This window comes from Dysgonomonas mossii DSM 22836 (assembly GCF_000213575.1).
Taxonomy (GTDB): Bacteria; Bacteroidota; Bacteroidia; order Bacteroidales; family Dysgonomonadaceae; genus Dysgonomonas; species Dysgonomonas mossii.
On the sequence record NZ_GL892011.1, the window covers coordinates 81,942 to 96,212 of the forward strand.

Consider the following 14,271-nt stretch of genomic DNA (forward strand, 5'->3'; position numbering starts at 1 on the left):
AACTACACCTTTTTCACTTAAATAAATGTAATAAATCTTCCATCTCTGCCCAATATATATGAGTATATCCGGCAATTACATTTTTGTAGCGTAATAGCTTTGTATCTACCGGTACTTCCTTCGCATTATACTGCTGGGCTATACTTTCCATGTTATTTTCAATATGAGAATAATGAAATTCATGCCCTCTAACAGGTGTATTATTATATTCAAACTGGCGGTATCCTAATTTTAGTTTCATGTTTTCCATTGAGGCCTTTTGCTTGAAAATGTCTACCATTGGATATTCTATTCCATCCTTGTCTGTAATAGATGAAGATAGGTACATCATTCCACCACATTCTGCAAGAATATGCCCTCCATTTTCTGCATAGTCCCTAATATCCTTATGTAGCAGTTTATTTTCACTTAGCTGCTTTGCATATAATTCTGGATATCCTCCCGGGAAATAAACAAAATCTGACTTTGGTAAATATTTATCTGTCAAAGGACTAAAAAATGTCACCTCTCCTATTTTTCTTAAATATTCTATATTTTCATGATATGTAAAATTAAAAGCTCCATCATTGGCAACTGTTATCTTCAGATTCCGAGAAGAAGGTTTTTTATTTCGATGCGGTTCTGAATTTTCTATCTTGACTTGCGTATATGATAATAATCGACCAATATTAATATGCTTTTCTACAATTGATGCGGCAATATTAGCAAAGTCATCTAAAAGAAAATCTTGATCGATACTTAATCCCAAATGACGTGAAGGTACACTCAAGTTTTCATTTTTAGGCAGGTAGCCTAATGGGACTATACCGACATCGTGGCAAGCATCTGCGAGAAATTTATAATGGCTCTCGGAACCAACATAGTTAAAAATTACCCCTATGACATTTATCTTTTCATAAAATTTTTTGAATCCATATAATAACGGAGCTGCTGAATATGCCATAGATTTGGCATTTATAACCATAACAACAGGGATATCCAATAATTCTGCAATTTCGGCACTACTCCCTTTCATTTTGTCATATCCATCAAATAGCCCCATCACTCCTTCAGTAATGCAAGTATCACTTCCTGATGCGTATTTTGAGTACAGATATCTGGCGTGATTCTCTGATGATAAGAATAAATCCAGATTGACAGATTTATTGCCTGAGGCCATATCGTGATATTTGGTATCTATATAATCAGGTCCACACTTAAATGGTTGCACCTTAAGACCTCTATTCTTTAATGCTCTTAATAAGCCCAAAGTAACCGTTGTTTTTCCGGAACCCGAACTTGGCGCAGCTATAAGAAAGCTGGAAATCTCTTTCATGAGTAATCTGGTTTTATTTTCAGCAAAAGTATAAAAAGCCATCAATGAAATGAATTTTACCAAGAAAATATATTTTTTAAGAATTCTTTTTAATCCTATTTTTTTTCAATTACCTTTGAAGCCGCTTAGGTGATGTATTCAGATATTCGTCTGTTGCATAAAAGGGAATTCGGTCAGAATCCGAAACAGTGCCCGCTACTGTGAATTCCATAAAATTTTGAGTATCACCACTGCCACTGTCACAATGATGGGAAGGCCTCTCAAAATGGAACAAGTCAGGAAACCTGCCTAGCATGAATTAATAGATATTCCCGGGGTCAGGAATATAATTAACTAACATTATACTTCTTTTTTAATGAAACTAAGAATTATGCTAACAGCATTGCTATGCTGTATTGCAAGTATTTCGTTCGCTCAATTGAGCTTGCGCGGAAGAGTTATTGATGAAAATGAAAAGCCGATCGCTGGAGCCAGCGTATGGATTGAGTACACAACTATTGGAACATCCACCGATTTGAAGGGTGAATTTAGTCTTGAAAAAATTCCGGAAGGTAATAATCTTCTAAGGATTAGTGCAATCGACTATAATGGAGCTCGTGAGACTATAAACAAATCTAATGACAACATCCTTATTCGGATGAAACATTCTCCACTAAAACTAAATGAAGTTGTTGTAACAGGTACCGGCACAATCAACAAACTTAAAAACTCGCCCGTTGCAATAGATGTTATTTCTCAGAGGGAACTCCAAAACACGAATATTCCTACCTTCGAAAATGCCATGATTGCTTTAAATCCCTCTATGTCATTCACTCCTAATGCAATGGGTTCGTATATGCAGCTGAATGGATTAAGTAATAGATATATACTTGTGTTAGTCGATGGAAAAAAGCTTGGGGGCGATGTGGGTGGTAACGTCGATCTGAACCGCATTGATATGGGAAATATCAAGCGTATAGAAGTTCTGAAAGGTGCAGCCTCTTCTTTATATGGTTCGGATGCAATAGCTGGAGTTATTAATATTATAACCAATAAGCCCAAAGATTTGGTGAACTTCTCTACAGAGACACGCCTCTCAGAGTATGGACAATTTACTCAAAATGCTAACCTGTACTTGAATGTAGGAGGTTTCTCCTCCTCTACTTCTTTTCAGCGAAATCAGGCTGACGGATGGCAACTAAATAAAAAGGAAATAATAAACGATGAAGAAGTAGATACGGATAAACAAGCCATGTTACGCTTCTATTCAGATGTTTTCAGCCAGCGTTTTGGTTATAAAGCGACAAAAGAATTGAGCATGTATGTAGAGGGAAGTCTTTTCGACAAAAAATTTAAACGCCCAGTAAGTGCTTATGGGTTCGATATGAAATACGTCGACTATTCGTTTGGTGCTGGTGCAAAATATTTATTAAAAAATAATGGTTTGATTTCATTAGACTGGAATACCGACCGTTTTGAATATTTTAAAGCTTACCTGAAAGAAACCAAAGACAAAAATGGTGTCACATTTATGCCGGGGGATGAAGAATTTGTGAGAAGGCAGAAATACAATAATATAAATCTGAAAGGTACATTCAACGCCGGAAAGTTCAATAAAGTAACTGTAGGGTCAGAGTACAAGGTAGACAACCTATATGCTCCGGCAGATAGCATCGGAGGTTCCAGAAATGTTTATACATTGGCTTTTTATGCTCAGGATGAAATAAATCTTTTCGGAAAGTTGAATATTGTTCCCGGAGTTAGATATATATACAATGAAACTTTCAAAAACAGAGTTACACCTAAAATCAGCGCGATGTATACTCTTAATGATTTCAATTTCAGAGTATCATACGCTACAGGTTTTAAAACACCTGACTTAAAACAGCTATTCATGAAAACTGAAGTTACCAGCAAAGGGAAAACTACTTTAAGCGTAGGAAATAAAGATCTGAAGCCTGAAAGTTCAAATTATTATTCTGTCAATGCTGAATATATAAAAGATTTCCTTTCATTGGCTGTTACAGGCTATATTAACAATCTGAAGAACAAAATCGATACATATGAAATAGAATTAACACCTGAAGAAATAGCTGAAGGATATAATAAGAAATCATCGTATCATAATATCGGAAGATCTCGTATTCAAGGTGTAGATTTTACTTTTAACTCATATCTCGGTTATAACCTTACCTTAGGAGGGGGATATAGTTATGTGAATGCCAAAGACCTGGATACAGGTAAGCGTCTTCAACGTATCAGCCGCCATACTGGAAATGTCAACCTGAATTGGTTTAAGGACTTTGGATTATTCAAGTCAAATTTTAATTTAAACGGACGCCTGCAAAGCCGCAGATATTATGATGATGGTGATGACGCACGTGCTTATCAATTGTGGAACTTTGCTACTCGTCATACATTTAAGAGTATAAACGGTCTTGTCTTTGAACCGGGCTTCGGTATTGAAAATATCTTTGATTTTGTAGATGATAAACCTTTCAACCGCAATTATGCGACCTTATCTCCCGGACGTACATTTTATGCCAGCCTAAAAATTAAGTTTAGCAAGTAAGATCGTTTATGAAATCTTCAAATTTATTATACCTGTTTGTATTCTGCTCAACTCTTTATTCCTGTTCTTCGAATGGGAATAAGGAGAATGGGAATATTGAAAAATATGAGCTGAGGCATGCCCGTGGATTCAATGTAGAACAATATGAAGATTACAAATTGGTAACCGTACGTGACCCTTGGGATACAGTGCGTACTCTCTATCGATATATATTAATTGATCGTGAGAAAGAAATTCCGAAGAAGCTGCCAGAAGGAACTGTAGTGAAAGTACCATTACAAACAGTGATCGCTTTTTCTACGATTCAATGTAGTATGTTGCAAGAAATAGATGAGCAGCATCGGATAACAGGAGTCTGTCAGGCCCAATATATAGATCTGCCTTATATACAAAAACGATTGAAAGCCGGAAAGATTATAGATTTGGGCAGTATGCACAAACCGGATGTTGAACAATTAATCAACCTGATGCCATCTGCACTTATTGTATCAGCGATGGAAACCGGCATGGGCTATTTGGATAAGTTAAGAATTCCTATTATTGCTACTACCGATTATATGGAAGACACTGCTCTCGGCCGTGCCGAATGGATACGCTACCATGCATTGTTTTATGGAAAAGAAGCGTTAGCCGACTCACTTTTCCAAGAAACAGAACGCAGATACAAAGAAATAAAAGATAGGGTGAAGAATGCTTCCAACAAACCAACAGTATTCAACGATCTGAAATTTGGTAAAACATGGCGGATTGCTGGAGGAAAAAGCTATCTGGCAAATCTGATACGTGATGCCGGAGCTGAGTATGTTTGGAACGATGATAATTCAACCGGATCTACACGCTTGTCTGCCGAAATGGTACTCGACAAAGCAGAATTGGCTGATATCTGGCTGTTGAAGTACAACAGGGAAGAAGATTTCACATATAATAGGCTGAGACAAGAAGATAAAATATATGCCCAGTTTGGCGCTTTCAATAAAAAACAGATATGGGGATGTAATACCGGCAAAGTCCATTATTTTGAGGATTTGCCGATTCATCCTGATTCTATATTGAAAGATATGGCAAAAATATTTCATCCGAATTTATTCACAAATAATAAATTAAGCTACTTCAAATCATTAGATGAATAAATATTATGAAAAGGATTTTACTATATATTATGTTACTATTTACCACTGTTGCAACATTTGCACATAGTGGAGGTAGTTATGAGCATTCAGATATTTTTAAAAGTATGCAGGCAGACGATAAAGCTGCTATTCTGATGGTTCATTTTGGTACTACTCATGACGACACCCGCGAACTGACAATAGAAGCCTTCAATAATCAGGTGAAACAGGCTTTCCCTTCTATTGATGTAAGAGAAGCGTACTCTTCACGTATTGTTATCAAAAGGCTTTCCGTACGTGGAATCTATAAAGTGAATCCACTAGAAGCCCTAAAACAACTTCATGCTGATGGCTACACACATATATTAATACAGTCTTCCACTGTTATCGATGGGGTGGAAATGGAATCTTTGTACAAAAATGTAGAAGAAGTGAGCCGACTGTTTAAGGATATACGTATAGGTACGCCATTGCTTTATTCTCCTCACGATTACGAGGATGTTATAAAGGTTTTAACTGCAGAAAACAAAAAAGATGTGGCCTATATATGGGTCGGACATGGAACTTATGATGCTACTACAGCCCAATATGCAATGCTCGACTATATGCTTAAAGCTAAGGGATATACAAACTGCTTTGTAGGAACTGTAGAAGGCTATCCCAAATATGATGATGTTTTAGCACAATTAAAGGCTTCGGACTTAAAAAAGGTTGTTCTTATGCCATTTATGTTTGTAGCCGGAGAGCATGCAAAGAATGATATTGCCGGAGATTGGGTCGAAAATCTTAAAAAAGAAGGTCTATCTGTAACAGAAAACCTTCAAGGGTTAGGTGAAAACCCTAAAATCAGGGAAATATATTTATCTCATCTACAATTTATAACTACTCATCGTAAAATCGATATAATGGAGAAAAAATCCATGTATGAAAAAACGGGAGAAAAGATGATACTTGAATACTAAAGATTCATCTATACAACACTTAAAAGCTAATATTTTTTACTAATATTTATGAAACGTATATTTTATATAATTATTATCATAATGGTTTCCGTAAATACTTTTGCTCAGAACAAAAGTATGACCGATACTGTATATTCTATTAAGGAAGTTGAGGTACTGGCTGCATCCAAAAAGAAAGTAGAGATAGGAAAACTGAATGTTCCTTTACAATATCTACCAATGTCAGTAAGTACAGTTTCTTACAAAGATCTAGAAATAAGAGGAATCTCAAATATTGAAGATGCTGTGAAATTTTTACCCGGTGTAAGAATGAATACCAGCTATGGAACCTTTCAGACGCTTTATGTACGAGGTATGACTTATACACCCATTATGATTGACGGTGTAAGAGATGAGCGGACTATGATAAATTCATACCCCTTTTCAGATCTTACCAATGTAGAATCTATGGAACTTTTGAAAGGACCTGCTTCTGTATTGTATGGGCATTCTGTATTGGGAGGAGTATTGAATATTGTAAGAAAATCACCGACTTCCCAAACTGTAGTTAATATGAAAATGTCGTATGGCAGTTGGAACAACAAGCAGGCAAATATGGATTTTGGAGGTAACCTTGCCGGTCCGGTGAATTACCGTGCAAATTTTAATTATGGAGATCAGGATGGATGGCGTTCTACAGGCAACAAGCGATTTTCCGGATATTTAGCTCTTAGTGCAGAAATTGATGCGACAAGCAAAATTGATGTAAGAGGAGGTTTTCATCGCGATTGGTATGGTACTGAAACAGGACTTCCTCCTGTGATGATGGCCGATGTATATAAAGTAGATGGGACTCTTTACTTGAAGACAGGGCAAGAAATTCCGGGGTTAAATGAAAAGAAGAGATATAATAATGAATCTGATTTTCTTAAGAACAACGGATGGGATATATCAGGAAAGTATGAGAAAAAAATAAGTAAGTCTATGAAACTAACAAATTATTTATCATACAAATACGACGACATAAACTATCTGGGGACAGAAGAACTCAGCTATTTGTACAGTATGGATCCTGTATACAAACATTATATAGATAAGGGGACTTACAAGATGTATATCAACCTCGACTCTGTTCAGCTTACATATCCTTTGCGTTTTTCTCATATAGCTAAAACTCTAGGAAACCAACTAGAGATATCCGGCGATTTTTATACAGGGAATATCAAACACAATTTCATAGGAGGTTATTCCTTTTCTCAAATGTTTCGCAATTCATATACAGGCTACAATAATGCTCCGGAAAACGATAAATTCAATAGCGAATATGATATCTATGGCCCTGGAATATACTCTGTTATAGCTGTAAATAACCCTCAGAGCATGGGATATATGAAATCAAAGTTTAGTAAAGCAATTATAACAAAAGATTATACACACGGAATCTATTTTCAGGATTTAATAGAGTTCCACGAAAAATTCAAATTTTTGTTGGCCGCAAGATATGATATGTACAAATATATGCGTACCGGGGCAAATACTTATGATGGCATACGTAAATATCACAAATCAGAGCAAACCCCATATAGTATTGCGACCAATTCTGCATTTACATACCGTGCCGGAATCGTATTTATACCTATATCCGAGCTTTCTATTTACACATCGGCAGCGTCTTATTTTCGTCCTTCTCGTACATTCCCTGCTGCAAATACAATTTATCTGAACAAAAATGGTAGTGAAATAGATATTGAAAGCGGAAAAGGGATTTTCGATCCGGAACAAGGTTATCAGTTTGAAGCAGGTACCCGATATACTTATAAAAGCATTTTACAGGCATCGGCCAGTGTTTTTTACATTCGAAAGAATGATATTGTAAGAAGCTTTGGACGGTTAAGTGTAGGTTCTGATGCAAATGGAAATCCTGTAATGAAGTCAATCGTTGGACAGGTAGGAAGTGAAGAATCCAAAGGGTTTGATATTGAAGTGGCTATTACACCAACTCATTTTTCTTCTTTCAATTTGGGATATTCTTACACAGATACAAAAACTCTTGATATACAACCCAACAAGTATGTAAAGATAGATACTCAGAATATAACATTGGTTCCTCACAATACATTTTATGCATACGGAAATATTGTTGTTCCGAAAGGAGTTTTCAGCGGTTTGTCATACAACCTAAGCATATCTTTTATGGATAAGGTATATACGAATTATGCTAAAAGTATGTCTTTCTCATCGTACTGGCTCACAGATATGGGCATTTCTTATCCATTAAAAAATGGTATAAGGCTTTCGGGAAATGTAAACAATGTATTTGATAAGAAATATAGTAATCAGGCTGTCTACGGTACACAACGTGTTCCGGGTATGCCTCGCAACTTTATGCTATCATTGGCATATAGCCTTAGATAAATATGTTCAAAAGAATATTATATTCTACACACAGAATACTGGGGACTATTCTCAGTATTCTGTTCGTTGTTTGGTTCTTGTCTGGATTTGTGATGATTTATCATACATTTCCTCGTGTATCTAATATCGATAGATATGCACACATGGATATCCTACCCCCGAATATTCTATCTCCAGATTCAGCTGTAAAATCCTTATCGGAAGGAACAACATTCACCAAACTCTCGCTAAGATCGTATGCCGGAAAACCTTTTTTTGAAACCATGTCAAAAGAAGGCACTACCCAAATATCTGCGGATAGTGGAGCAGTATCGAATAAAATAGAAATAACACCATCTTTTCGTCAGATAGAAGAGTATGCTAAAAAATGGTGTAATGCAGATATTGTAAAAGTAGATACCCTTCGCAAACTTGAACAATGGATTCCTTTTAGCTATCTAAAGAAAGATTTTCCTATTTATAAGTTCTATTTTGGAGATCAGGATAAACATCAACTTTATATCTCTTCGCAAACAGGAGACGCATTACAATTTACAAATAAAGATAATCGTTTCTGGTCATGGCTGGGTGCAATTCCCCATTGGATATATTTTACTTCATTAAGGCAAAATGCAAAACTCTGGACTGATGTAATAACCTGTTTATCTGGCATAGGCTGTATTGTATGCATTGCAGGTATCATTATAGGTATACGTTCGTACATCATACAGTATCGTAAAAAAAAGAAATGGGGAAGCCCGTATCGAAAATTTGCATATAAATGGCATCATATCATGGGCTTTGTTTTCGGGATATTTGTTTTCACGTTTACTTTTAGTGGAATGATGTCTTTAAACGATGTTCCCGATTGGATTGCAAAAGTACACAATCCATCCATAGAGGAAAGTATACTTCTACCCCACCCTGTTATTCTTCAGGACTACAAACTGAATGTTCAAAAAGTTGTAGAGGCTTATTCGGGAGAGATAAAGAGTATAGAATGGGCGTATTTCGGGCAAAAACCATTATACAAAGCTATCGTAGGAAAGAAACTGTTAACAATAGATGCTTCGGAAGATAGCCTTAAGCTTCTAAATCTCAAAGAACCGGATATAAAGACTAATCTGACTCAGGTGCACAGTGAGCCGATGAAAATATCATTAATGAACGAATATGATAACTATTACGTTGGCTTAACAGACCATCTCCCATTACCTGTATATAAAGTAGAGGTGGCTGATGCTGACAACAGTACTTATTATATTAATCATAAAAATGGGAATGTTCGATATTTTAATACCAACAGTAAGGTTCACAAATGGACTTATCAGGCATTTCATAGTTACAAAACGGGATTCTTTGCAAAGCATCCTATCCTATGGAATATCGCAATGTGGATAACATTGATAGGCGGTACATTCGTTTCTATTACGGGTGTATGGCTGGGAATAAAATTTATTATAAGAAAAGTAAGGAAGTTTAAGAAATCTCTTTGTCTCAAAAGAAAAGATGATAAATCATTTTAATATGTCGACAGGAAAAATAATAGTTGCAGGGATAGGCCCGGGGGCGAAGGAAGATATAACCCCGGCTGTATTCGATGCCATTCGTATATCGGATGTGATTGTAGGTTATAAATACTATTTTCAGTTTATAGAAGATATTATTAAGCCCGACAGCCTCTGTATCGATACAGGTATGAAGAAAGAAAAGGAACGGGCTAAAGAAGCTTTCCGATATGCAGAACAAGGCAAAACGGTCTGTGTAATCAGTTCGGGAGATGCAGGCATTTACGGAATGGCTCCGCTTGTTTATGAGATGAAGAAGGAGAAACAAAGCCCGATTGAGATTGAAGTATTGCCGGGTATTAGTGCTTTCCAAAAAGCCGCTGCTTTATTAGGAGCTCCAATAGGACATGACTTCTGCATCATTTCACTATCCGATCTAATGACACCCTGGGCTAGGATAGAAAAAAGAATTATAGCCGCAGCTTCTGCTGACTTTGTTACAGCAATTTATAACCCTAAGAGTAATGGACGCTACTGGCAGATACACCGCCTGATAGAATTGTTCAGAGAGGAGCGTTCACCCGAAACACCTATCGGCTATATCCGTCAGGCCGGACGTAACGAACAGCAGATTAATGTGACAACTTTGGGTGAGTTTTATCCCGAAGAAATAGATATGTTTACTATTGTTATTATAGGTAATTCTCAGTCTTATATCTTCGGTGAAAATCATATCGTGACACCTCGTGGATATTACAGAGAAGAAAAGAACGAAGATATAGGCATCGGACAGGATATTATGATACGCAGTTTCCGTACTATCGAAGGCGAATTGAAGAACAAGAATATATTATTGGATAAGAAATGGGCTTTACTTCATGCTATTCATACGACAGCCGATTTCGATATGGAAAATATCCTATATACGGATGAAAGAGCGGTTGAAAAGCTTCATTATGAATTTGCAAATGGTAACGTAAGAACTATTATTACAGATGTTACGATGGTTGCTTCGGGTATTCGCAAGGGGGCTTTGGAGCGATTGAGTATAGATGTAAAATGTTATCTGCATGACGAACGAGTGGCTGAATTGGCTAAGCTGAAAGGTATAACTCGTACACAAGCAGGTATTCGTTTGGCTGTGGAAGAATATCCCAATGCTCTCTTTGTATTTGGAAATGCACCAACTGCGTTGATGGAACTATGCGAACTAACACGAAAAGATAAGGCAAAACCTGCGGGAATAATAGCAGCGCCCGTTGGCTTCGTAAATGTATGTGAATCAAAGCATATGGTCAAGCCTTTTACCGATGTGCCCAAGCTAATAATTGAAGGGCGTAAAGGAGGAAGTAATCTGGCTGCAACATTAGTAAACGCCATTCTTACCTTTAATGATGCGGAACAATTAAAACCGGGAAGAGACGTATAAAGTGATCGTTATGAAATTTTATGTAATAGGTATAGATGATAATCAAAGCCAATATTTCAACCCCGAAATACTGGACATTATTAATAACCATTCTGTTTTTTCAGGAGGGGCAAGACATTATGAGATTGTTAAGCCTCTTTTGCCGGAAAGCTCATCTTGGATAAATATAACAATACCTTTATCTGCTGTTTTTGAACAATATAGTAAATATAAAGAAATTGTAGTTTTTGCTTCAGGTGACCCGCTGTTTTTTGGTTTTGCAAATACAATTCAACGAGAAATGGCGGATGCAGAAATTGTTCTTTATCCATTTTTCAATTCTTTACAATTATTGGCACACCGCTTACTGATACCTTATCAGGATATGCATATTGTCTCACTTACAGGCCGAGCATGGGATAAACTCGATGAAGCCTTAATTCTAGGATACGATAAGATAGGCGTACTGACAGACAATAAAGAACATACACCATCTGCGATTATTCAACGAATGCTTGACTATGGTTATGACAACTACAAGGTTAGTATTGGGGAATTGTTGGGAAATAAAGAAAAAGAGAAAGTCACAACATGGGAACTAAAAGATGTTGTAGATAAGAAATTTTCTTTTCCGAACAATCTTATTCTAAAAAGGACAATCAGCCGATACCGCCCTTTGGGTATTCCCGAAAATGATTTTCATCTTTTGAATGGACGAGCAAAAATGATAACCAAAATGCCTATACGTTTGTTGTCTCTTAGTTTGTTGGAGTTGAGAGATAAAACAGTTTTGTGGGATATCGGATTTTGTACAGGTTCTGTCTCTATCGAGGCAAAGATGCAGTTTCCACACCTTAAAGTATTGGCTTTTGAGAAGAGGGAGGAAGGCAAAGAGTTGATAGAAAGGAACTCTAGTAAGTTCGGAATCCCAGGTATTCATTCCTTTATAGGAGATTTTACCGATATGGATATTACTGCTCTGCCAACACCCGATGCGGTATTTATAGGAGGGCATGGAGGCAAGATGAATGAAATAATGAGAAAGATATCCACTGTTATCAACCCCGAAGGAGTTATTGTTTTCAACTCTGTATCGGTAGATAGTAAAGAGATGTTTCTTCAAGCTATCGAAAAGAATAATCTGCAATTGGAACAATGTATTGCTATCAAAGTTGACGATTTTAATACGATAGAAGTAATGAAAGCTAAAAAAATATCAGAATGAAGAATGCTATAATATTAACATCAGAAAGTAGTTTGCAAATAGCTAGAACTATTCAGAACGAACTAGACAAAACTGTAATATTCACCAAAGCCGACATTGAAGGAACAATTCAGATATCATCTATAAATAGTTGTATAAGTGATATTTTAGATGAAGTAAAATCAATTATTTTTATCGGAGCAATGGGTATCTGTGTGCGAAGTATTGCTCCATATATAAAAGATAAGCATACCGACCCTGCCATTGTAAATATAGATAGTACCGGGAAATATGTTATCTCTGTTCTTTCCGGCCATGTGGGAGGAGCAAATAACTTGACTCAACGTATTGCTCATATATTAGGAGCTGAGGCTATTCTTACTACTCAGAGCGATAATACTAATTTATGGGCATTAGATATCCTTGGCGAAAAATATGGATGGACAACTACATCAAATACCGCTAATTTCAATGAGCCGTTAACTACGTTTGTCAATAAAAAAACGACAGCTCTCCTACTCGATATAAATGATGAAGGAACTCAATATCTCGAACGTACAATCCCTGAACATGTAAAGGTATATTATAGCTATAAGGATATTAATCTGTCAGAATATAAGCTCCTGATTGCCGTTACGCCTTATCGCTATCCACTAACAGATATTCAGACAATTTATTATCATCCGAAGGTTTTACACCTGGGTGTTGGTTGTCGCAAGGAGTGTAAGCCTGATGGTATCAGCGAATATATAACAGAAGCCTTAAATAACAATAATATGGCTATAGCTTCTATTAAAGATGTTTCATCGATAGATATAAAGAAAGACGAACCTTTGCTAAAAGTACTTCAATCTCATTTTATGAGTATTCCTGTAAATATTTACACAGCGAATGAACTGAAAGATATTGAAGTTGCCAATCCATCCGAAAAGGTTGAAGAAGTAACTACTGTGGCAGGTGTAGCTGAATCTTCGGCTATAAAAAGCGCAGGCGGAGGCTTTCTTATACTCGAAAAACAAAAGGGAAAACTGAGCGACGGGAATGATTTTACATTTGCCATAGCAATAGACAGAAAGGTAATTCGTCAGGGACATATTGAGATTGTTGGAGCAGGTCCGGGTGACCCTGATTTAATTTCAGTAAAAGGGCGTCATTTCTTAGAAGCAGCCGATCTTATTCTATATGCTGGAAGCCTTGTACCTGTAGAACTGACTTTTTGTGCTAAACAGGGAGCGACAGTGCGTAGTTCTGCTTCTATGGATTTAGAAGAACAGTTTGAGATAATGAAAGAATTCTATGATAAAGGTAAACTGGTTGTTCGTTTACATACCGGAGATCCATGTATCTATGGTGCTATTCAAGAGCAAATGGCATTCTTCGACAAGTATAACATGTCCTACCATATTACACCAGGTATCTCATCTTTTCTGGCTGCTGCCGCTGCTTTAGAATCACAATTTACTATCCCGGAAAAAGTACAGACAATCATTCTGACAAGAGGAGAAGGACGAACACCTATGCCGGAAAAAGAAAAGTTACATTTGCTGGCACGTTCACAAAGTACAATGTGTATTTTCTTGAGTGCGTCAGTCGTAGATCAGGTTCAGCAGGAACTTATGGAACATTATCCACCAGAAACCCCTGTTGCGGCTTGTTATAAGCTGACTTGGAAAGATGAAAAGATATATCGCGGAGAACTAAAATACTTAGCTAAAATTGTCAAAGAAAATAAACTAACCTTGACAACAATGATAGTTGTAGGAGAAGCTATCGGAAATCGTCAGGGATTGTCTAAGCTTTATTCACATCAGTTTAAGCACTTGTTTCGGTCTTAGTAAAGC

The 14,271-nt window shown here is 36.7% G+C and carries 9 protein-coding genes, 1 pseudogene and 1 riboswitch; of the genes and pseudogenes, 9 read left to right on the plus strand and 1 reads right to left on the minus strand.

What is annotated here, in order from left to right; translation table 11 throughout:
- Positions 1–13: 13 nt before the first annotated feature.
- Positions 14–1,315 (minus strand): cobyrinic acid a,c-diamide synthase CobB, encoded by a 1,302-nt coding sequence (locus HMPREF9456_RS15035; RefSeq protein WP_026177123.1) that lies wholly within the window; start codon positions 1,313–1,315, stop codon positions 14–16.
- A 110-nt stretch (positions 1,316–1,425) separates the two neighbouring features.
- Positions 1,426–1,621, plus strand: a riboswitch (cobalamin riboswitch).
- Between the two features lie 49 nt (positions 1,622–1,670).
- Here HMPREF9456_RS15035 and HMPREF9456_RS15040 point away from each other — a divergent pair.
- The 9 genes and pseudogenes from HMPREF9456_RS15040 to cobM all read left to right on the plus strand — a co-directional run bounded on the left by HMPREF9456_RS15040 (position 1,671) and on the right by cobM (position 14,265).
- Positions 1,671–3,866 (plus strand): TonB-dependent receptor, encoded by a 2,196-nt coding sequence (locus HMPREF9456_RS15040; RefSeq protein ID WP_026177122.1) that lies wholly within the window; start codon positions 1,671–1,673, stop codon positions 3,864–3,866.
- Between the two features lie 8 nt (positions 3,867–3,874).
- Complete coding sequence (locus HMPREF9456_RS15045; RefSeq protein WP_006844418.1) at positions 3,875–4,996, plus strand: ABC transporter substrate-binding protein; 1,122 nt, start codon at positions 3,875–3,877, stop codon at positions 4,994–4,996.
- Positions 4,997–5,001: 5 nt separating this feature from the next.
- Positions 5,002–5,937, plus strand: a complete 936-nt coding sequence (locus HMPREF9456_RS15050; protein WP_006844419.1) for a sirohydrochlorin cobaltochelatase — start codon at positions 5,002–5,004, stop codon at positions 5,935–5,937.
- A gap of 219 nt (positions 5,938–6,156) precedes the next feature.
- Positions 6,157–6,432: pseudogene (locus HMPREF9456_RS17685) on the plus strand (TonB-dependent receptor plug domain-containing protein); the annotation flags it as partial.
- 309 nt (positions 6,433–6,741) lie between these two features.
- A complete protein-coding gene (locus HMPREF9456_RS15055) occupies positions 6,742–8,331 on the plus strand; it encodes a TonB-dependent receptor (RefSeq protein WP_420864505.1) in 1,590 nt (529 codons plus the stop codon).
- Between the two features lie 2 nt (positions 8,332–8,333).
- Complete coding sequence (locus HMPREF9456_RS15060; protein ID WP_006844421.1) at positions 8,334–9,836, plus strand: PepSY domain-containing protein; 1,503 nt, start codon at positions 8,334–8,336, stop codon at positions 9,834–9,836.
- Position 9,837: 1 nt separating this feature from the next.
- Positions 9,838–11,247: a precorrin-3B C(17)-methyltransferase gene (cobJ, locus tag HMPREF9456_RS15065; protein WP_006844422.1), complete on the plus strand. Its 1,410-nt coding sequence runs from the start codon at positions 9,838–9,840 to the stop codon at positions 11,245–11,247.
- A 10-nt stretch (positions 11,248–11,257) separates the two neighbouring features.
- Positions 11,258–12,451: a bifunctional cobalt-precorrin-7 (C(5))-methyltransferase/cobalt-precorrin-6B (C(15))-methyltransferase gene (locus HMPREF9456_RS15070; protein WP_006844423.1), complete on the plus strand. Its 1,194-nt coding sequence runs from the start codon at positions 11,258–11,260 to the stop codon at positions 12,449–12,451.
- Complete coding sequence (gene cobM, locus HMPREF9456_RS15075; RefSeq protein WP_006844424.1) at positions 12,448–14,265, plus strand: precorrin-4 C(11)-methyltransferase; 1,818 nt, start codon at positions 12,448–12,450, stop codon at positions 14,263–14,265. Before HMPREF9456_RS15070 ends, cobM begins: the two co-directional genes overlap by 4 nt.
- Positions 14,266–14,271: the final 6 nt, after the last annotated feature.

Coding starts and splice junctions, on each gene's coding strand:
- HMPREF9456_RS15035 (WP_026177123.1), bottom strand. CDS start 1,315: ATGAAAGAGATTTCCAGCTTTCTTATAGCTGCGCCAAGTTCGGGTTCC.
- HMPREF9456_RS15040 (WP_026177122.1), top strand. CDS start 1,671: ATGAAACTAAGAATTATGCTAACAGCATTGCTATGCTGTATTGCAAGT.
- HMPREF9456_RS15045 (WP_006844418.1), top strand. CDS start 3,875: ATGAAATCTTCAAATTTATTATACCTGTTTGTATTCTGCTCAACTCTT.
- HMPREF9456_RS15050 (WP_006844419.1), top strand. CDS start 5,002: ATGAAAAGGATTTTACTATATATTATGTTACTATTTACCACTGTTGCA.
- HMPREF9456_RS15055 (WP_420864505.1), top strand. CDS start 6,742: ATGGCCGATGTATATAAAGTAGATGGGACTCTTTACTTGAAGACAGGG.
- HMPREF9456_RS15060 (WP_006844421.1), top strand. CDS start 8,334: ATGTTCAAAAGAATATTATATTCTACACACAGAATACTGGGGACTATT.
- cobJ (WP_006844422.1), top strand. CDS start 9,838: ATGTCGACAGGAAAAATAATAGTTGCAGGGATAGGCCCGGGGGCGAAG.
- HMPREF9456_RS15070 (WP_006844423.1), top strand. CDS start 11,258: ATGAAATTTTATGTAATAGGTATAGATGATAATCAAAGCCAATATTTC.
- cobM (WP_006844424.1), top strand. CDS start 12,448: ATGAAGAATGCTATAATATTAACATCAGAAAGTAGTTTGCAAATAGCT.